Annotated in this window: 15 protein-coding genes; 8 read left to right on the top strand and 7 right to left on the bottom strand. The window is 39.6% G+C overall.

The genetic code is table 11. The features are described 5' to 3' along the window. Positions 1 to 107: 107 nt before the first annotated feature. The 4 genes from ML462_RS05475 (at position 108) to ML462_RS05490 (ending at position 8782) form a co-directional block, all read left to right on the top strand. The gene (locus tag ML462_RS05475; RefSeq protein WP_240712742.1) at positions 108 to 2933 is read left to right on the top strand and encodes a TonB-dependent receptor; all 2826 of its coding nucleotides are present in this window, start codon (positions 108 to 110) and stop codon (positions 2931 to 2933) included. Between the two features lie 10 nt (positions 2934 to 2943). Then, on the top strand, positions 2944 to 4323 hold the full coding sequence (locus tag ML462_RS05480; protein WP_240712743.1) for a DUF5689 domain-containing protein: 1380 nt from the start codon (positions 2944 to 2946) through the stop codon (positions 4321 to 4323). A gap of 187 nt (positions 4324 to 4510) precedes the next feature. Beyond that, a complete protein-coding gene (locus tag ML462_RS05485; protein WP_240712744.1) occupies positions 4511 to 7123 on the top strand; it encodes a hypothetical protein in 2613 nt (870 codons plus the stop codon). Positions 7124 to 7375: 252 nt separating this feature from the next. Continuing rightward, complete coding sequence (locus ML462_RS05490) at positions 7376 to 8782, top strand: alkaline phosphatase D family protein (RefSeq protein ID WP_240712745.1); 1407 nt, start codon at positions 7376 to 7378, stop codon at positions 8780 to 8782. Here the strand turns inward: ML462_RS05490 and mfd are convergent. Then, positions 8779 to 12159 (bottom strand): transcription-repair coupling factor, encoded by a 3381-nt coding sequence (gene mfd, locus ML462_RS05495; RefSeq protein WP_240712746.1) that lies wholly within the window; start codon positions 12157 to 12159, stop codon positions 8779 to 8781. The genes ML462_RS05490 and mfd overlap by 4 nt on opposite strands. 144 nt (positions 12160 to 12303) lie before the next feature. Here mfd and ML462_RS05500 point away from each other — a divergent pair, with 144 nt between their 5' ends. Next, entirely contained in the window at positions 12304 to 13659 is a 1356-nt protein-coding gene (locus ML462_RS05500; RefSeq protein WP_240712747.1) for a dihydrolipoyl dehydrogenase family protein, read from the top strand. Here the strand turns inward: ML462_RS05500 and ML462_RS05505 are convergent. From ML462_RS05505 to ML462_RS05530, 6 genes are all read right to left on the bottom strand, one after another. Further along, entirely contained in the window at positions 13656 to 14453 is a 798-nt protein-coding gene (locus ML462_RS05505) for a tryptophan-rich sensory protein (protein WP_240712748.1), read from the bottom strand. The genes ML462_RS05500 and ML462_RS05505 overlap by 4 nt on opposite strands. A gap of 10 nt (positions 14454 to 14463) precedes the next feature. Further along, entirely contained in the window at positions 14464 to 15099 is a 636-nt protein-coding gene (pdeM, locus tag ML462_RS05510; RefSeq protein ID WP_240712749.1) for a ligase-associated DNA damage response endonuclease PdeM, read from the bottom strand. Next, positions 15100 to 16254 (bottom strand): methionine aminotransferase, encoded by a 1155-nt coding sequence (locus ML462_RS05515; protein ID WP_240712750.1) that lies wholly within the window; start codon positions 16252 to 16254, stop codon positions 15100 to 15102. It lies immediately after the preceding gene. 81 nt (positions 16255 to 16335) lie between these two features. Next, positions 16336 to 17079: a succinate dehydrogenase/fumarate reductase iron-sulfur subunit gene (locus ML462_RS05520; protein ID WP_240712751.1), complete on the bottom strand. Its 744-nt coding sequence runs from the start codon at positions 17077 to 17079 to the stop codon at positions 16336 to 16338. A gap of 52 nt (positions 17080 to 17131) precedes the next feature. Then, positions 17132 to 19135 (bottom strand): fumarate reductase/succinate dehydrogenase flavoprotein subunit, encoded by a 2004-nt coding sequence (locus tag ML462_RS05525; RefSeq protein ID WP_240712752.1) that lies wholly within the window; start codon positions 19133 to 19135, stop codon positions 17132 to 17134. A gap of 3 nt (positions 19136 to 19138) precedes the next feature. Further along, complete coding sequence (locus ML462_RS05530; RefSeq protein ID WP_240712753.1) at positions 19139 to 19855, bottom strand: succinate dehydrogenase cytochrome b subunit; 717 nt, start codon at positions 19853 to 19855, stop codon at positions 19139 to 19141. A gap of 267 nt (positions 19856 to 20122) precedes the next feature. Here ML462_RS05530 and ML462_RS05535 point away from each other — a divergent pair, with 267 nt between their 5' ends. The 3 genes from ML462_RS05535 to ML462_RS05545 are packed head-to-tail and all read left to right on the top strand — an operon-like array spanning position 20123 to position 21854. Beyond that, positions 20123 to 20632, top strand: a complete 510-nt coding sequence (locus ML462_RS05535; protein ID WP_240712754.1) for a DinB family protein — start codon at positions 20123 to 20125, stop codon at positions 20630 to 20632. A gap of 14 nt (positions 20633 to 20646) precedes the next feature. Beyond that, entirely contained in the window at positions 20647 to 21567 is a 921-nt protein-coding gene (locus tag ML462_RS05540; RefSeq protein ID WP_240712755.1) for a DnaJ C-terminal domain-containing protein, read from the top strand. Then, positions 21564 to 21854 carry a chaperone modulator CbpM gene (locus tag ML462_RS05545; protein ID WP_240712756.1) on the top strand — a complete coding sequence of 97 codons (291 nt, stop codon included), beginning with the start codon at positions 21564 to 21566 and terminating at the stop codon, positions 21852 to 21854. The genes ML462_RS05540 and ML462_RS05545 overlap by 4 nt, the downstream gene beginning before the upstream one ends. Positions 21855 to 21856 lie beyond the last annotated feature (2 nt).

Consider the following 21856-nt stretch of genomic DNA (forward strand, 5'->3'; position numbering starts at 1 on the left):
ATTGTTTCAAAATCACTGAATATAAATATGTGTTTAAAGTACTGATATTTTGTTAGTTATAATATTATTGATTAACATTATATCACATTTCGATGAATCGGCACTAGATGAAAATTTTTATTTTCTGGTTCCTCATAATCGCCGGCCTTGGTCAGTGTTTGGGTAATCAGCAGCCTGCTATAAAAGGCAGGTTAATAGATGCAATCACCGATGTGCCCTTACCACAGGTTAAAATTGCAATTGAAGGATCCTTTATGGACACCTTTTCAGATGCTCAGGGAGAGTTCTTCCTTGAAATGGAAAATATTGCCGAAACTGAAATAGTTCTATCGTTTTCCAGGACTGGATATGTCACCAAACGCTTTCCTGTAAAAATTTCCTTGGAGTTAAAGAATCTTGAGGTCATCAAGCTACAACCAGACCAGTTTTACGAAAGGAGTCAGCAATCTACCATAAGCCTTTCCGATTCTGAAATTCTCTCTGAAGACGGGGAGTTCGATAATATTTCAGGCATACTTCAGGCGACAAGGGATGTTTTCCTGAATGCTGCAGCCTTCGATTTTAGTCAGACCTTTTTCAGAGTTAGGGGACTGGGATCAGAATACGGGAAATTGCTTATTAATGGTATTGAGATGAACAAAATGTATGACGGCAGACCGCAGTGGAGTAATTGGGGAGGTCTTAATGATGTTCAGCGAAACCAGGTGTTCAGTGATGGTATCGCTTCAAATGACTTTTCTTTTGGAGCATTGGGAGGAACCACCAATATCCTGATGAGAGCCTCTAAATATCAAAGTGGAACACGTGTTTCCCTTGCAGGTTCAAATAGAACATATATTGGAAGGATCATGGCAACTCATGCTTCAGGCGAACAGGGAAATGGTTGGTACTATGCTTTTTCCATAGGAAAGCGTTATGCCGAGGAAGGTTACATAGATGGAACTGTTTTCGATGCCAATTCTTTTTTTGCTTCCGTCGAGAAAAAACTTGGGTCTCAACATACGATCAACTTTTCTGGTATCTATACTCCGGTGTTGAGAGGAAGATCTGCACCTCTTACTCAAGAAGTTTTAGACCTGAAAGACTCAAAGTATAATCCATACTGGGGATACCAGGAAGGTGAGATTCGAAATTCAAGAACGAGGGAAGTGAAAGAACCGGTTCTAATGCTTAATCATTTCTGGCAGATCAATGATAAAATTGATCTTAATTCTAATATTGCCTATCAATTTGGAGAAACTTCTAATTCCAGGATAGATTACGGTGGTACTTCCATATATAATCTCGATGATCAGCAAGCTTACCTCGGAGGAGGAGAAAATCCGGATCCGGCGTATTATCAGAAACTCCCAAGCTATCACATGAGATTTTCCGAAAACTGGAATTTTGAGGCTGCCTTTCGTTCCAGGGAAAGTTTTCAATCTGATGGACAGATCAACTGGAATCAATTTTACCTGGCTAATAAAACTGGTTCTGACAATGACTACAATTCTGTGTATGCTCTTTCAGAAGATGTTAATCGCGATGATCTTCTTAGCGCGAACATTATTATGAACTGGCGATTTTCAGAAAGATTTAAACTGAATGGCTCCCTGAACTATTATGATCTTAAAAGTGAAAATTTTGCCAGGATAAAGGATCTTTTCGGAGGAAATTCCTTTCTGGATATCGATGTTTTTGCTGAAGAGGATAATGAAAACTCCCTGATTTCTGCTGCACAGTCAGATCTTCAGAATATAAACCGGCTGGTTCAGGAAAATGATAGTTATAAGTATAATTATGTAGTGAATTCAGCTAGGTTTGAAGCTTTCGTCCAGGGACAGTATTCGTTAAGGAAGCTGGAGTTAAATTTAAGCGGAAAACTTGGTTCAGTAAACTATCAGCGAACGGGTAATTATCAAAATGGTATTTATCCCAATAATTCTTTAGGAGAAGGCACGCCTTTAGAATTTATCGAATTTGGTTCTAAGATTGGAGGATTATATAAGTTCTCGGGACGACATAATCTTGAATTTAACCTGGGCTATTTCGGTAAAGCTCCTGGTTTTCGAAATGTTTTTGTAAACCCAAGACAAAATAATGAAGTAGTAAACAATATTCAGAAAGAGATCATTCAAACTGCAGATCTCAGTTACCGTTACAGGTCTTCAGTTTTTAATTTACGGCTTTCAGGATTTCTATCTGAAATTAATAGTGCAACCGAGGTTTCCTATTACTTTACCAACGGATTAAGTGGATTGGGGAGCGAGAATACCGCTGCCTTTGTTCAGGAAGTCTTAAGCGATATCGATAAAAGATATATAGGACTAGAATTAGGAAGCGAATATTCTATTACTTCAACTCTTAAGGTTAAAGCTGTTGCTTCACTGGGGCAATTCACTTATTCTAATAATCCATTATTGAGTCTGAGTTCAGCGAGTTTTGAAACTCCTCAGGATTATGGAAAGGCCTATCTCAAAAATTACAGGTTGTCTGGAGGTCCTCAACGTGCCGGACTTCTGGGTTTTGAATATAGGGATCCCGATTATTGGTGGTTCGGCGGAACCGTCAATTATTTTTCTCATGCTTTTATAGATATAAATGCGCTTACCAGGACTGCTAATTTTCAAATTGATTATGACGGGATGCCATTATTGGATTATGATCCGGAGATAGCTTCGGAACTTCTGAAACAGGAACAATTTGATGACTACTACCTGGTAAACCTGGTAGGGGGAAAATCTTGGAGGATAAAGGATAAATTTCTAGGATTCTTTGTGAGCATTAATAATCTACTTGATAGGGAGTATAAGTCTGGTGGTTTTGAGCAGGCGAGAAACTCGAATTATCGTAGCCTTAAGCAGGATATGGATAGAGATATGCCAATTTTCGGAAATAAATACTGGTTGGGCTTTGGTACCAGCTTTTTCGCAAATATTTCCCTTAGATTTTAAATGGAATAATATGAAAAAAAGATTTATGATCGGTTTAATGACAGGGATGCTGGTATTTTCCTGCACTGGATTAGATGATTTTGAAACTCCAGAAATTGAGATTCCCGAGGTAATTATTGATGGGGATTTTACTTCTATCTCAGCGGTGAAGGGGAATTTTAATTTTGAGACAGGAGAGGTATATACCTTTAGTGAGACAGAAACCTGGTTCGAAGCATATGTGATTTCCACTGATGCCGGGGGAAATTTTTATAAAGAATTGATTGTCCAGGATAAATCTCAGGATCCTACCGCTGGTATACAGTTATTGCTTGATGACAATTCCCTGTTTGAAACATTTGATCTAGGCAGGAAGATCTATGTGAAACTTGATGGTCTAAGCCTTGGTTATAATAATGGTGTATTACAACTGGGCTATAAAAATGGAGGAGATATAGTTGCTATTCCCAGGTCCCTCATAGGAGATCATTTAAAAAGGTCAGATGAAAAAAGTGAAATTATTCCCAAACCATTGAAAATTGATCAGTTTTCAGATGAGTTCAAGAATATTTATATCGAGATCAATGATGTTCAGTTCGATCCTAATTTGGTTAGAGAAGAAAACAGGTTTTCTTTTGCTTCCAATCCTGTAGACAGTTACGATGGGGAAAGGCAATTAATTAGTTGCGAAACAGGTGCCATCACATTTTTAAGTACAAGCACATTTTCTAATTTCAAATCCTTGTTACTACCGGTAGGAACAGGTACAATCCAGGGTATTCTTACCCGTAATTTTTATGATGAGCACTATGTAATTATGGTGAATTCACCAGACATGCTTAAAATGGATGCGGAGCGTTGTGATCCAGATTATCTTGATTGCGGTCATCCGATGTCTACTGCTAATAAAGTGATCTTTGAAGAAAATTTTGACGGAGTAACATCCAATACAACTTTGAACTCCCGAGACTGGACAAACATAAACGTAAGCGGGGGAGAGAAAAAATTTACTCCTACCATGTCTTCGGGAAACAGAGTGCTAAGAATATCAGCCTACAACTCCAATGAAAGTCCGTTGGAAGCCTGGCTGGTGACTCCTGAAATCGACCTTGATAATTCCTCTGATGAAATTATTCTTTTTGATATCCTTTCTTCTTACGATAACGGAATGTTCTTAAGTGTCTTCATTTCGCAAAATTTTACCGGTGATCCCAGGACAACCGAATGGATCCCGGTAGATGCAAATATCCCGCTAGGTCCTTCCGGAGCGAATTCAACTATTTTCAGGGAGTCCAAGATAGATATTTCCTGTCTTGAGGGAAAAGTTTGGGTAGGGTTTCGTTATCTCGGCGCTGCGCCAGATAAAACCACAACCTATGATCTGGATAATTTTAGATTGACAGGAAATTAGGATTTAAATAATTTTTAATACCTAATAATCAATTAGTTATATGGTATACTAAATAATTTTCAGTAAATTACTATCACTTTTCTACCCTCTCCCATTTTTAGAATATTCAATACTTTTTGATCTCTACTTCCTGTCCCGGGGAAGCGTTTTACTACTACTCTTAAAAAACCACTCTAATTCTTTGATTATGAAAGCTTCTATACCAACAGCCGTCTTACCTGAAACCATTGCTGATCCTAATGCCTTGGTAAGTTACTATTCCACAAACGTTTTATACCCTAAAATAGGACCACTTGCGGTGAATCGGCAGGTTAGAATCATTGCCAGGTTATTACGAGATTATGCTGCTTCTATTAGGTTAATTGATAGAACAAAAGAATTTGAAAAGAAGTATCTGAATCCTGTACAAGTCCTTCAGCAGCCTAAAGACTGGTTAAAGGAAGAAATTGTTTTCGAACCTGTTTTAAACAATTCAAATTTATATTTAAAATCCTTTGTAGTGGATTTATCAGAATTTCGTTCGCCCAGCAGCGGAATTTCAGTAGTTCCAGATGATAAACCTTCTGCGCAGTTTAATAGTAATGTGACAGATAATACAAATACGTTACCTACCGGTATTCATCCCATTATAATTGCTGAAGGGCGGGGGAATCCGGCAATTAATGCGGTTAGCGATATTAAAGAAGGAGAGTTGCTATTAGTTAAAGATAGAGTTGTAGCGCGTCCACTTTCAATCGAATTCATGATGAAACGGGAAGACCTGGATTTCCAGGTTGACGAAGGTCAACCTGTAAAGATCAGGAACAGTGATTTGGAGAAAATGGCCGATGCTCAGGAACGTGCCTATAAGCTGGGTAATATCATGCATGGTCTTTCTCAGGTAAATGCTATAATTCCAGAAATGATAGATAGTAACCTAATTAATACAGGAGGTAATCTTTTAACCGAGGATTTGAGGAACGGTCAAAACCATTTTGATAAGATCGCAGGTATCCTTGCAGATAAGTTTGATGTGGATAATGAAAGACTAAAAAAGGCTGCAAGTCTCATAGATCAGGCTATAGCCTATCTTGAAGCCTTAGGATTAGAGAACAGTGATTTTATAAAAAGGTATCGAAGCAGCCCTACAATCAGAAAAAAGGTTCAAAAATTCATAATCGGAAAGATAGATCTGGTAAAGCCTATAGATAATAGAAGAATTCCCTTACCAGATGAATCCAATGTAATGCAATCCAGGGAATGGGCTTTTCAGAGAGGAGAGAAACTGGAACTTTTTATAAAAAAACCGGTCTTAAAAGGGCCTTTTAGTGCAGAGGCTGTCTCTCCAAATAGCGAACTGAATATTACCGAAAGTCAGTTTGAAAGCCGTTTCGAAAGAAGTGACACTGCCCAAAGTACGGCTATAAACAGGTCTGATGAGCAATCCGTATTCACTTCAGACCGATTTAAACAGGAGCTTTCCAATATGACCGAAAGCGGGGTGATGGATGAAACTTCTTTTAGTAATGAATCTACCTTGCTGGAAACTTTGAGGGAAAGAAGACGTGAGACAATCAATAGAACCCTGGCGAATATCTCAAGTGAAAATGAAAATCAGCTTACCCAGGGGTTCGTTACCGGCAGAAATTCTTCCAGGAGTTATCTTACAAAAGGTAAAGACCCGGAATTCGCAACTACCGAACTAAGTTTTCAGGTGGTAACACCAGTAGATGTTAAGGTGAGTCTTGAATCTATTAATCTGGTATGGGCACCGCATATCCCTTCGCCATTTATAGGACTTCATAGAATAATTCGTCGTCACCGGAGATTAGCAGAAAAAGATTATATCACTCAAAATTATGTAATTGACCCGGTCAGGCCTATTATTGAATACGAGCAACAAATAATTGAGAAAGAACTTGGGATTCGTGGCAAGCATCGCTACCAAACCGGGAGTTTCAGCTTTCCTTTAGACTCTACCTTTCAAACTGGGGGATGGGAACTGGATCTGCCGGCTTCTAAGGTTGATTATAGAAATGGTACTGGTGATGATTATAACTGGAATGAAGCCTGGAATTGGGATGATCTGGAAAACTGGGATACTTATTTCCAATCTTTAGCGCTGGAGGGAAACCGAATAACGGGTGTCGCCGTTCTGGAAACCACCGATCCGGAATTTTTTAATCGTGGATTCTTTACATTCAGGTTTGTAATGAGTAGAATGACTGAAGCAAGTAAAGCGGCTCTTCGCGTATATGCAAACGACCAGGAGGTAGCAGCTGCTGAAAAGCGAGCGGTGGAATCACGAGCACGCCAGTATGCAAAGCTGAAACAGGACGAATTAATTCAGAAATATACGAATAGGCTTAATTTGCGTGAAGAAGCTTTTGACGCATTGATCAATCTGGTTTTCCAGGGCCAGGATTCCGAATATTATAGTTACTATAAGGAGATCATAAGAACCTGTATAGACTGGAATTCTTCAGGAATGCATTTTGAAGCTAACAATACTGTTGGACTCCCTTATCCAGAATATAGTAGGTCCCATTTCATGAACTGTATAGGGGTTAGGTTTATTCTTCCTATTCTGCCAAATGCTGAACAGAATTTTATAGATACTTTGTTAGAAAATGGCAGTGATTATTATAAGGAATCTGTAGAAACAGTCCAGAAACTAACCAACGATTACAGAGAATTATTGAAAGGCTTCCGGGAGAACTCACCCGAGAAACTAATTCTGGATAGCTACAGTAAGGAAGTGGTTATAGGTAGACATTTAGAAGCTATAATTTCTAACCATCCATTTACAGATAAAGAATAGGCTAAATTAAAATATTAGATCGTGCTCAAGAATATTAAATATCCAGTAGAGCCCCATAATATTATTTTAATGGGGGAACCAGAGCCTTATTCCAGATCTTGAATCCTAAGCCCGTTGCAAAGAGGAAGCTATTCTTTTATTATTCATCCAAAAGGAATGTTGAAATTGGACTTTTCGGTATTCCGCTTTGATTTTTTTAGCAACGCCAGGGATTTTGAACCCGAGAGGATCTTTTTTTCAATTCCTAAATTTTTGAGAAAAATCCGAGAATGGGAATGGACTTTAGTTAAATGGGAATTCGAAATGAAACTGGAGATAAAAAAAGAACCTCCATCTACTTCTACGCTTCTCTTTGAATATAGACCAACATCAAAGGGAACATTTAAACTTGAGGATCAGGATTTCAATCGAGCTTATAAGCTGGTTGTTTGGTCTTGCAATCAACCTTTTGAAACCAATGAGAATGATCAGCCGGTGCTGCATGAATATGCTGATATCATTTTTGAATGGTATGAAAACCAGATTAAGAGTATACAGCCTAATATGATATGGGGCTTGGGAGACACCGGCTATAGTGACGGAACCATGGGGACAGACTTCATCAATCAGTATTACGACAATACCCAATTCTTAAATTTAGAGGAGGCGAAACTGAATTTATTGAAGTCTTACAGGAGGATGTACAAGGCTCACTGGAGTTTTGGTCCCCTACAAAAGGTAATGCGAAATTTTCCTCATATTACAATTTGGGATGATCATGAAATTAGAGATGGATGGGGAAGTGAAGAGAATGATTTCCTTAAAGGTAATACGATAATTTATGAACAGGCGAGACGCGCTGCAGAGGAATTTATACTGAATAATGGTCCCAGAATTCGCCCTCCTTCTCTAGAAGATCCTTTAAAAGAAGATGCTCACCAGGCATATATTACTTCTCCCGTAGCTTGCTTTGTTTTCGATGGGCGTTCAAGTCGCAGGTATAATGATCCCAAAGGGAAGGTGATATCTGAAGATCAAATGAATGATTTTAGGGATTTTTGCAACTTATTAGCCTATAGAAAAGAGGTGAAATTCTTGATTATGGGTAGTGCAGTACCCTTTATAAACCTGGTAGATTTTATAGAACGAATAGGATCTGACCTTCCTGATGAATTAAATGAACTTTTAGGGGAATTGAGAGATGATATTAGGGATAGCTGGCATTCCCCGGGGAATATAGGGCAGTTGAAGGAACTCATTGGCGTTTTGAGACAATTACACACGAACCGGCCTGATATGAATATGATTAACGTCTCAGGGGATATACATGTTGCTAATCTTTATTCGTTCCAGCCCATGGGTTTTCAAAGAGCCCTTTATCAAGTGACAACTTCTGCATTGACGAATCGCTCTCATCCTAGCGACAGGCTGAATGAATTAATTCAGGTTAGCACTGAGGTTAGCACAGAAGCACTTGGAGTGATCACGCGAATCTGGCAAACAGTTTCTGATCCAAATTTTTTAAAAATAGAACCGGATGGCCAGTTTTTAAAACTGACCTTAAAAGTATTCGATCTTGAAAAAGAAGAATTAAACCCGGAAGCCATGGATAGCGTGAAGGATCTGGTTTATGAAGTAGGGAAACACAGGTTTGTGGGTGAACATTTAATAAATGCCTAACTTACCACCTCTTCCTTTTTCTCCCTGAAATCCAGTGGTTGCAATACTTTTAAAGCTTTATCTACTGAATTAATCTTATCAAAAGTGAGCAGTAATTTTAATCCCCCACGGGTTTCTTTTTCTTTCATGGTGCAGTTTTGCCTGTGTGTTTGCACATACTGTAATACCCTGGTGAAATTGTTGGTCTGGTAGAATCTTGATTTCTGATCGGCGATGAAATATCCAACCATTTTGTTCTTTTTCATCACGACTCTTTCCAGTCCAATTTTAGCGGCGATCCATTTTATCCTTACCGAATTCAGAAGATCAACGGCCTGTGTAGGTAATTCCCCAAATCTATCTACCAGTTCAGCTTCAAATTTCTGAAGCTCTTCTTCTGTCTTCAATTCGTTAAGCTTGGTGTAAAGATTTAGTCTTTCTGTGATGTTGTTGATATAATCATCAGGGAATAGCAGTTCGAAGTCTGTATCGATCTGGGTATCTTTTACGAATTCCTTTTGTTCAAGGTCTTCAGTTTCAGCATAAAGATCGCGGAATTCATTCTCTTTTAATTCCTCGATGGCTTCATTAAGTATTTTCTGGTAAGTGTCAAAACCAATATCATTGATAAATCCACTTTGTTCTCCTCCTAAAAGGTCCCCAGCACCGCGTATCTCAAGATCTTTCATGGCGATATTGAAACCGCTGCCCAGTTCTGAGAACTGTTCCAGGGCAGTGATTCGTTTCCTGGCATCTTCGGTCATGGCCGAATATGGCGGAGTGATAAAATAACAAAATGCTTTTTTATTGCTTCGGCCAACACGACCTCGCATCTGGTGAAGGTCTGAAAGCCCAAAATTATTGGCGTTATTGATGAAAATAGTATTGGCTTCTGATACGTCCAATCCACTTTCCACGATGGTGGTGGAAACCAATACATCAAATTCACCATTAATGAAGCTAAGCATCAATTTTTCCAGCTTTTTACCTTCCATTTGTCCATGCCCAACGCCAATTTTAGCATCCGGAACGAGCCGTTGGATCATCCCGGCAACTTCCTTGATGTTTTCCACCCGGTTATGGATAAAGAAAACCTGGCCGCCACGCTGAATTTCATAGGTCACCGCATCGCGAATGGTCTCTTCAGAAAATCTTATTACATGACTTTCTATCGGGTATCGGTTCGGTGGGGGAGTGGTGATAGTAGAAAGATCTCTTGCAGCCATTAAACTGAACTGAAGCGTCCTTGGAATTGGTGTTGCTGTAAGTGTTAAGGTATCAACATTTTCCTTAATGGTTTTCAGTTTGTCTTTTACTGCGACCCCGAATTTCTGTTCCTCATCCACGATCAGCAATCCAAGATCCTTAAATTTAACCGATTTACTAACCAGTTGATGTGTTCCTATAATGATATCGACTTTTCCATCTTCAAGATCGGCCAGGGTTTGTTTTCTTTCTTTCGCAGTTCTAAATCGATTCAGGTAATCTATCCTTACCGGGAAATCCTTTAATCTTTCGGAAAAGGTCTGGTGATGCTGGAAAGCCAGAATAGTAGTTGGTACGAGAATAGCTACCTGTTTATTGTTATCAACAGCTTTAAAGGCTGCCCTGATGGCAATTTCAGTTTTACCAAATCCTACATCTCCACAAACAAGGCGGTCCATTGGGCGTTCATTTTCCATGTCGGCCTTTACTGCTTCAGTAGCCGAGCTTTGATCTGGAGTATCTTCATACATGAAAGAGGCTTCCAGCTCGTGCTGTAGATAAGAATCGGGATCATACTTAAAGCCCTTTTCCATTCTTCGCTTGGCATAAAGCTTTATCAGGTCATACGCGATATGCTTAACGCGCGCTTTGGTCTTTTTCTTGAGATTTTTCCAGGCGTTGCTACCCAGTTTATAGATCTTGGGAGCTTTTCCGTCCTTACCATTGAACTTGGAAATCTTATGCAACGAGTGTATGCTCAGGTATAAAATATCCCGTTCTCCGTAAATAAGTTTGATCGCCTCCTGCTTTTTGCCTTCTACATCTATTTTCTGAAGTCCGCCAAATTTCCCTATTCCGTGGTCTATATGGGTCACATAATCTCCAACCTCAAGATTGGTAAGTTCTTTTAAGGTGATCGCCTGTTTCTTGGCATATCCATTCTTTAAATGGAACTTGTGATAACGTTCAAATATCTGGTGATCTGTATAACAAACGGTTTTTGAATCTTCATCGATGAATCCCTGGAACATTGAAAACACCGGAGTCTGATATTTCACTTGCTTCTCCTGGTCATCAAAAATATCATGAAAACGTTTGGCCTGTTGTTCACTTACGCAGCAGATAAAATTTGTAAAACCTGCCTCCTGATTTTCTATAAGGTTCTCGATAAGCAATTCGAATTGCTTGTTAAAGGCTGGTTGAGGTTTTGTATTGAAACTGATGGTTTCATCTGCCTTTAAAAACGCCTGACTACTCAATTCAACCGCTGAATAATCTAAAAGCTGTTTTTTAATTAGTTCACCGTCGCAGAAAAGCTCTTCAGGTTTGCTATGTTTTACATCTTCAGAAAGTTCTTTAAAAGCTTCCTCTGCCTTTTTGAAAAGCTTATCTGCCTGGGCCGATAGAAGGTCCAGATTCTTAATGAAAACTATGGTCTTTGCCGAAATATATTTTAAAAAGCTTTCTCTAATTTCGTCCAGATGTTTGTTCTCAACATTTGGCATTACCGAGATCTTTTTCTTTTTATCTGTAGAAAGCTGTGTTTCCACGTCGAAAGTCCTGATGCTGTCTACTTCATCTCCAAAGAACTCTATCCTGTAGGGCTCGTCATGGCTGAACGAGAAAACATCAATTATACCCCCACGAACAGAGAATTCCCCGGGTTCGGTAACAAAATCAACTCTTTTAAACTGATATTCAAAAAGTACTTCGTTTACAAAATCTATGGAAAGTTCATCTCCAACAGCGATTTTGAGCGTACTTTTATCAAGCTCCTTTCTAGTAACCACTTTCTCAAAAAGTGCATCGGGATAAGTAACGATAAGAGCGGGTTTTCTCCTTGAATTGATGCGGTTTAGCACCTCGGCTCTTAAAAGTACATTCGCATTGTCGGTCTCTTCAATCTGATAGGGCCTGCGATAACTACCAGGGTAAAAAAGTACGTTCTTTTCGCCGACCAGCTGCTCCAGGTCGTTCAAATAATAGGCTGCTTCTTCCTTATCATTAAAGATCATCAAGAAGGGATGTTCAGAATCCTTAAATGCATTGGCCACCACAAAAGAAAGGGCAGAACCAACCAGGCCTTTCAGGTGAATATTTGAATGATTTTTTTCAGAATTGTCAATAGCATTTCGCAATTCCTGCTGTTGAGGGGACTGTGCGAATTTTTGGGCGATAAGATTTGTACTCATTGCCGCAAAGATAATTTCATCGAAATTGCCTTACAACCAGTTAATTGATTTTTAACGATTAAATAGCATTTGTCATCTTTTACCATTTTCCTAACGCAAAATGATAGCGAACTTGGCTAATTTCACTAAAAATGATTTGAAATTATGGGATTTGAGGAATTCGATGTTTTTGTGATCGGGACCGGAACAGCCGGAAAGAGTGTAGCTAAGGAATGTGTCGCTGAAGGCTTGAAGGTGGCCATTGCCGACAATCGTGAATTTGGAGGTACCTGTGCCAACCGTGGATGTGACCCAAAAAAAGTGCTGGTGGGACTTACTGAAATTCTGGACAGAGCAGAGAAAATGAAGGATAATGGAATTTCCAAAATGCCTGAATTCAGTTGGGAAGATCTCATGAAATTCAAGAAAACTTTCGTGGATGCCGTTCCGGCAGCAACTGAAAAAGACCTTAAAAAGCTTGGTATAAAAATGTACCACCAATCTCCGAAATTTCTTGATGAGAATACACTTTCTGTAGAAGGAAAAACGGTGACTGCAAAAAAAATTGTTATCGCCACTGGTAATCAACCTATGGAATTACCAATTCCGGGAAGGGAACTTTCTATAAATAGTGACGATTTTTTAAAGCTGGAGAAACTTCCAGAGAGCATGCTATTTATTGGTGCTGGTTATATTGGGATGGAATTCGCTCATATTGCTGCCAGATGCGGAGTGGATGTTACGATTCTGGATGCTGAAGAAAGACCACTGAGCAATTTTGATGAGGATATGGTAGCTCGCCTTCAAAAGGCTTCCGAAGAGATCGGCATAAAATTCCATTTTAATTGTGAAGTCAAGGAGATCGAAAAATTAAGAACAAATTACCGGGTAATAAGTAATCAGAAGGGCAAAAAGATCGAACTTAAGGCGAAATTAGTGATAAATGCTGCAGGACGAGTCCCTTCTATAGATGAGCTGGATCTGGCCAAGGGGAATGTAAAGTTTTCTAATAAGGGAATCACGGTGAATGAGAATTTGCAGAGCACCTCAAATTCCAGTGTTTTTGCCTGTGGAGATGTCTCTGCAAGTGAGGGACTGCCCTTAACTCCTTTGTCTTCTCAGGAAGCCAGGATCGTAGCGGCAAATATCCTGGATAAAGATCGGGCAAAGGAAGTGAATTATCCTCCACAGCCTTCAGTGGTGTTCACAATTCCAAATTTAGCCTCGGTTGGCCTGAATGAAAAACAGGCAAAGGATAGAGGCTATGATTTTAAAGTTGAACAAAAATCTGTTCCCTGGTGGTTTAATTCAAAAAGGATCAATGATAATTATTACGCATATAAAACCCTGGTGGATAAGAAAACTGGGTTGATCTTAGGAGCACATTTAATAGGTGCAGATGCGGGTGAAATGATCAACATGTTCGTTATGGCTATGTGCGGAAAACTGGACTGCAGGACACTGAAAGGGATGATCTTTTCCTACCCTAGTTGGGGAAGTGATATTAAGGCTATGGTCTAAAACTTTTGACCATGCATTAAGCGATAAATAGGGTTTTTCTTCCGGTTGATAAAACCGTGATAGGCAATATTCAGAAAAATCAGGATCGCTCCGGCAAGCGCAACCTTCGAAATCAACTCTTGGTTTTCCTGATGTCTTATATAAATAGCGATCAAAGCCCATACTGCTACCAGTGCGAATTCACGCATATTTCGCAGGTGAATGATCGCGAGGTTTACCATAACGGCAACTCCTATCATTATAATAGTCCAATCCACTTCAGAAAAAATTGCGCCATCCCAGCCAATACCGGTTAGCCATGCAGCCATATTCGCCACTGTCGCAATGGTGATCCAACCCGAATACAGGCAAATGGGCCACCAGTAAAAGGCGATCACTTTGAAGGGAGCGTCCCAGATCTCCATATTGTTGTTGAGGATGATCTTCAGCAATTTTGCTAATATCAGGAACATCAAAACCACTGAAAAACCTACGAATTCATAAACCCAGAATATTACCCAGAGGCTGGTGCCGATATTGGCTACTACGAACCAGAGGGATGTATCTTTAATAAAATCTGTATGTTTTCCATTGGTAAATGCCTGGTGAAGCATAAAGCCGGAAAAGACCAAAAGACTTAGGAATATCAATACCCATATGGAAAAAGCATAATCTGCAGGAGTGAATAAATTCGAATATTTACTGCTTACCTCACCAACGGTAGTATCATTTATCTGACCGGTCTGGACAAAATAATTGGTTATAATGGTAATTAGAACTGAAATAAAATTAAAAACGGCTAGTCTTTTGATCATTTAATAAATTTTAAATAACGGGTATTACTTCTTTTCCTGTTACTGCGAAGATACGATCCCCTTTTTCAGGTTGCACGAAATAACATCCGGTAAACTCTCCAAATGCGGGTAGGATCATCTGGTTTTCGCTACGGTAGAAACAGGGTAATTTCAAAAGTTGTTTTCCATCCCCTTTCATTTTAAATCCGGGGTGAACATGGCCGCATATATTAAAATGATTTTCTCTTATCTCCGGGTGGTGGCTCAAATGAAACCCTGCCACGCTAACGTCTGAATATATTTTGATGTCCAGTTCCTCGTATTTCAGTGGAGAGATGATATCATGATTCCCTGCAATTAAATGCACCCGGTTATCTATGTTACCAATCCATTCTTCGAACATATTCCACTCAAGATTCATGGAGCTATGAAAAAGGTCTCCTAGAAAAACGATATGTTCCGGGTCAAATTCCTTCCGTAACTGATCCAGTTTTATAAAATTTTGTGATGTGGCTTTCAGGGGTACGGCACTGCCGTGTTTTCTGAAATGCGAAACCTTACCCAGGTGTACGTCTGCAACAAATAATACTTCCTGCTCTGGCCAGTAGGCAGCCCCAAACGGATGCAGCACAAAGTCCTGATCCTTGATCTTGATATTTAAATTCATCTATAGCTTACAAAGTATTTCTGCAGCTTTTTCCAAAGTTTCGTCTGTCTTGGCGAAACAAAACCTGAGCTGCCTGTTATCCTTTTTGTTAATATTAAAAACTGATACCGGAATAGCAGCTAACCCCTTTTCTTTTACCAATCTTTCAGCAAAATCCACATCCTTTTCATCTGTAATTACTGAAAAGTTGAGTAGCTGAAAATAAGTACCTGAGGAGGGCGTAAAACTAAACCGTGAGTCTTTTATCAGGTTGAGAAATAGGTCTCTTTTATTCTGATAAAAGCCTGAAAGTTCTAAATAGTGTTTAGGGTCTTTTAGATAATCGGCATAGGCGACTTGCATAGGGTGGTTCACAGAAAATACGGTTAGTTCATGAATTTTTCTGATCTCTTGCATCAGGTGATCCGGAGCCACACAATAACCGGTTTTCCAGCCGGTATTATGAAATGTTTTACCAAATGATGCGCAAACTACAGACCTTTCTGCAAGTCCTGGAAATTTTGAAGCGCTTTGGTGTTCGTTCTTATCAAAAATAAGATGTTCGTACACCTCGTCGCTTAAAAGTATTATATCGGTTCGGGTTAGTATATTTTCCAACTCCTTCATGTCCTTTGTATCCAGGATGCTTCCTGTAGGATTATGAGGAGTATTTATAATGATCATTTTAGTTTTTGAAGAAATGGCTTTTTTTACTTCTTCCCAGTCTACCCGGTAATTCTCACCTGTCAACTGAATTTGCACCGGAACCCCACCATTTAATTTGATGGTTGGCTCATAGCTGTCATAGGCAGGTTTAAAGACAATTACCTCGTCTCCTGGTTTAATAAACGCAGTAATGGCGGTATATAGAGCCTCTGTAGCACCAGAAGTAATGGTAATTTCCCGGTCTGGATTATAAGATCTGCCATAAAGTGACTGAATCTTTTTTGAGATCTCTTCTCTTAATTCTAATACTCCGGCATCTGGTGGATATTGGTTATATCCACCTTTCATGGCCTGGGTGACCAGGCTCTTTAATTTCTTGTCCGTTTCAAAATTAGGAAAGCCTTGAGACAAATTTATGGCATCGTGATCATTGGCCATTTTGCTCATAATGGAAAATATGCTGGTCTTATTTCCAGGTAATTTTGAAATATGATTTGCTGTTTCCACCATTTCTTAAATTTAACAGAATTTGCATAAAAAATCCCGGACTACAAAGCCGGGATCATTATTATTAGGGAAAACAATTGTTAATTATTTCACGCTCGCTTTCAAATATTCTCTGTTCATTCGGGCGATATTCTCGAGTGAGATACCTTTAGGACATTCGATTTCGCAAGCTCCGGTATTAGTACAGTTACCAAAACCTTCCTTGTCCATTTGCTCTACCATCTGAAGAACCCTGCGATCTGCTTCTACCTCACCCTGAGGTAATAGCGCATACTGGCTCACTTTAGCCGAGGTGAATAGCATAGCACTTGCATTCTTACATGCTGCAACACAGGCACCACAACCAATACAAGTGGCTGCGTAGAAAGACATGTCTGCATTCTCCTTTTCCACCGGGATAGAGTTTGCATCCTGGGTATTCCCTGATGTATTTACAGAAATATATCCTCCGGCCTGCTGAATCCTGTCAAAGGCGCTTCTGTCTACTACAAGGTCTTTTATCACTGGGAATGCTTTAGCCCTGAAAGGTTCGATAACAATTGTATCTCCATCCTTAAACTTTCTCATATGTAACTGGCAGGTGGTAATTCCTCTATCCGGGCCGTGAGGTTCACCATTGATCTGTAAGTTACATGATCCGCAGATTCCTTCACGACAGTCATGATCAAAAGCTATCGGTTCATCTCCCTTATTGATAAGCTGTTCATTAAGAACATCCATCATTTCAAGAAAAGACATATCTGTTGAAATATCAGAAACCTGGTAGGTTACCATTTTTCCTTTCGTGTCGGCGTTTTTCTGACGCCATATTTTTAATGTAAGATTCATACTTTTAGTATTGAGTATTTAGAAATGAGATTTGAAATCCCAATTCTCAAATCTATTTATAGCTCCTTGTTTTTACCTGAATGTTTTCATAATCCAAATCTTCTTTATGGAGAACGGCATCGGCGGGATTACCCGTGTATTCCCATGCTGCTACATACATAAAGTTCTCGTCATCACGAAGGGCTTCGCCTTCTTCGGTCTGGTATTCTTCTCTAAAGTGACCACCACAGGATTCTTCCCTGTGCAGTGCATCTTTAGCAAACAATTCTCCAAGCTCAAGGAAATCTGCTACACGTCCGGCTTTTTCCAGCTCGGCGTTCATTTCCTTGGTTGTTCCAGGAACACGTACATCTTTCCAGAATTCTTCTCTAAGTTCCTTAATCTCAGAAATTGCTTCTTTTAATCCCTGGGCATTTCTAGCCATTCCTACTTTATTCCACATGATCTTACCAAGTAGTTTATGGAAATGGTCTACAGATTTTGTACCGTTATTATTAACAAGTTTTTCAAGTCTATCACGAACCTCGGTCTCAGCCGCATCAAATTCAGGGCTATCGGTTGGGATCGCTCCGGTTCTAATATCATCTGCCAGGTAATTACCAATAGTGTATGGCAATACGAAATATCCGTCAGCAAGTCCCTGCATCAAGGCAGAAGCTCCAAGTCTGTTGGCACCGTGATCTGAGAAATTAGCTTCCCCAATCGCATAACAACCAGGAATAGTGGTTTGTAAATTATAATCTACCCAAACACCTCCCATGGTGTAGTGTACAGCAGGATAGATCATCATTGGAGTTTCGTATGGATTTTGATCTACGATCTTCTCATACATCTGGAATAGGTTTCCGTATTTAGATTCCACTACCTCTTTACCTAACTCCTTGATTTTAGCATCTGAAGGATTACTTATCTTCTTGGTAGTCGCAGCTTCTTTACCATATCTCATGATCGCTGAACTAAAGTCCAGATAAACAGCTTCTCCAGTTTTATTTACTCCATATCCGGCATCGCATCGTTCTTTTGCCGCTCTGGAAGCAACATCACGTGGTACTAGGTTACCAAATGCTGGATATCTTCTTTCTAAGTAATAATCTCTTTCTTCTTCTGAAAGCTCTGTTGGTTTTTTCTTCCCTTCCCTTATAGCAATCGCATCTTCTTTTTTCTTCGGAACCCAGATCCTACCATCGTTACGAAGAGATTCAGACATCAAGGTCAGTTTAGACTGATGATCTCCCGAGACCGGAATACAGGTTGGGTGTATTTGGGTAAAGCAAGGATTAGCAAAATAAGCTCCCTTTTTATGTATTTTCCAGCTTGCTGTAACATTACTTCCCATGGCGTTTGTAGAAAGGAAAAATACGTTTCCGTATCCTCCTGAAGCGACAACAACTGCGTGTGCCGAGTGTCTTTCGAGTTCTCCGGTTACCAGGTTTCTGGCGATAATTCCTCGAGCTTTACCATCAACCTTTACAATATCAAGCATTTCGTGCCTGTTGTAAGATTTGATCTTTCCGCGGTTAATCTGGCGATTCATTGCTGAATAAGCACCAAGCAATAATTGCTGCCCGGTTTGACCTTTAGCGTAGAAAGTCCTTGAAACAAGAACCCCACCAAAAGAACGATTGTCTAAAAGACCACCGTATTCACGAGCGAAAGGAACTCCCTGCGCAACACACTGGTCGATGATGTTTCCTGAAACTTCTGCAAGTCTGTATACATTGGACTCACGGGAACGGTAGTCACCACCTTTAATAGTATCGTAGAAAAGACGGTAAATAGAATCACCATCTCCCTGATAGTTTTTTGCTGCATTGATCCCTCCCTGCGCCGCAATAGAGTGAGCTCTACGAGGAGAATCCTGGTAGCAGAATGTTTTTACGTTATAACCGAGTTCGGCAAGAGTTGCTGCGGCACTACCGCCGGCAAGTCCTGTTCCAACCACAATAACATCAATGTTACGTTTGTTAGCCGGGTTAACAAGGTCTATTTCATTTTTATGATTGGTCCACTTTTCTGCCAATGGGCCTTTAGGTGCATTAGATTCGAATATTCCCATAGCTTATATTTTTTCTAGTACAAAGTGAATATAAAAAGGTATCACGGCGAAGGCTAACGGTACCAGGACTGCGAAAGCCATTCCAAGCTTTTTGATAAACCCGTTGTATTTTGGATGATTCACTCCAAGTGACTGAAATCCGCTGGAAAAGCCGTGAGACAGGTGAAAACCTATCGCCAGCATCGCGAATGCATATGCTATTGCCCATAATAATCCGTACTGGGCATCCTGGAATGTTTTTATTGTTAAGGTATAAAGATCTTTTACTTCTTCACCATTCGCTGTGGTGTACACCGTATCGTCAAGTCCGCCGAATTTCATTTCTCCCCAGAACATCGTCATATGCACTACAATAAAAGCAAGTATAATGGTTCCAAGAATCCCCATGTTTCTTGAAGACCACATGCTGTTTGTAGAAGGTTTGAAATTCACATAACCTTGAGGTCTTGCCTTGCGGTTGTGTATGGTTAACAATACACCATCGATCGCATGGAAAATAATACTGAGATAAGTAAGGTAGGATAATACCTTTACCGCCGGGTTGGTGGTCATGAAAAGAGCGTATTCATTAAACTGGTCCCTGGCTCCTTCACTAACCGGAATTAGCAATTGTAGATTTCCAAATAAATGTCCTACTAAGAACAGGCCCAGAAAAAGGCCCGTGAAAGCCATCCAGTATTTTTTTGCCAATGATGACTTTAAAAGCGCAGATTTCGCCATAAATTTTTTGAATTATTTTGATAAAGTGCAGCAAAAATACGCTTCATTCTAATTTTTAACAAACTTTGACTGGCTTTTTCCCGTCAATTTAGAACTAATTTAAAGTACTTTATAATTTGTTGAATCTTTGAATTAGAGAGCCTTGCAGAATAGTCATTTAGACGAATCTTAAAAGTTGTTCTAAAAATGATAAACGATGGTTTTGGCAAAAGCTTAACTGCGCTAAATCTTCAATTTTTGTAATTTCATTCTCAAGCAGTCCCTACTATGAAAGAAAAAATTAATGAATTTGTCAGGTCGTTATCCGAGGCTTTTGAAGGAGAACCATGGTACGGCGATTCGGTGATGAGAAAGCTGGAAAATCTTCCTTATGAAGTTGGATATAAAACCTGTATTCCCGAGTCTCACAGTGTTTCACAGATTGTTGGTCACTTAATTGCCTGGAAAAAACTTGCTATTGAGAGGCTTAAAGATAATGAAGAATATTCCATCGAGATCGATTCTGAAATCGACTGGCCAAATATTCAAGTGCATTCACGTGAAGAATGGGAGGCTCTTAAGCGAAAATTAGTTGCGGCCCAGGGTAAGATTTATGAGCTTCTGAATGCTGTTGAGGATGATTCTTTTCTTTCTAAAAAGGTGAAAGGTAAAGGTTATGATTTTGCATATCTTCTTAGAGGAGTAATTCAGCATGATATCTACCATATAGGCCAGATTGGTTTGATCGAAAGTCAGTTAAAAAAGAAAGAGATAGAATCCGGAGTTTTTAAAACCTAAAAACCATTTTCTAAATGGAATTCATAGACTACTACAAACTTCTTGAATTAGATAAATCGGCTACTAAGGCTGATGTGAAAAAAGCTTACAGAAAGCTGGCACGCAAATATCATCCAGATCTAAATCCTAACGATAAAGAGGCTCAGGCCAGATTTCAGCAGATCAATGAAGCCCATGAGGTTTTAAGCGACCCGGAAAAGCGTAAGAAATACGATGAATACGGAAAAGACTGGAAACATGCCGAGCAGTTCGAAGAAGCTAAAAGGCAGCAGTCAGCTTCAGGAGGATTTCGCGGTGGATTTGGAGGAAGCGGCCAGCAGTATAGCTATTCCGGAAATTTTGATGATGATACCTTTTCAGATTTTTTTGAACAGATGTTTGGAGGAAGAGCCAGGTCAGAAGGAACTCAACGGGGAGGACATTTCAAGGGTCAGGATTTTAATGCTGAACTTCAACTAAGACTTAGCGATGTTTATGAAAGCAGGAAGCATACCTTAACCGTAAATGGAAAAAATATCAGGCTAACAATACCAGCCGGAGTGGAGAATGGACAGACCATAAAGATTAAGGGACACGGGGGTCCCGGTATTCAGGGAGGGCCTAAAGGAGATCTGTATATCACTTTTAAGATACTGAATGATACCTCATTCCGCAGGGAAATGGAAAATCTTTATTCAACAGAGGAAATTGCACTTACCACGGCAGCACTTGGTGGCGAGATACAGGTTAATACCTTCAACGGGAAGGTGAAACTTAAAGTAAAACCAGGAACCCAGAATAACAGTAGGGTGAAACTAAAAGGAAAAGGCTTTCCAAAATATAAAAAGGAGGGCCAGTTTGGAGACCTCTATATTACCTATAAAGTGAAAACCCCTCAAGATCTTACCTCCAGACAAAAGGAGTTATTTGAGGAACTTAAAAAAACTGGAATATGAGAAATGAAGATCTAATTCCTGCGGAGGAAATATGCGTAAGGTATAAGGTAGAGCGACAGTTTGTGAGTTCACTTTACGAGAGTGGCATCATAGAAATTGAAAGGGTAGAGGAAATAGAATATATTCACTGTGATCACCTTGCCAATTTTGAAAGGATGATGAGGTTGCATAAAGAGCTGGATATAAATCTTGAAGGTCTGGAGGCGATCAGTCATTTACTGGAGCAAATAGAAAACCTTCAAAAGGATAATCTCCAACTTAGAAATCGATTAAGACTTTATGAATAAAC

The sequence above is a fragment of the Christiangramia lutea genome, assembly GCF_022489035.1.
Lineage (GTDB): Bacteria > Bacteroidota > Bacteroidia > Flavobacteriales > Flavobacteriaceae > Christiangramia > Christiangramia lutea.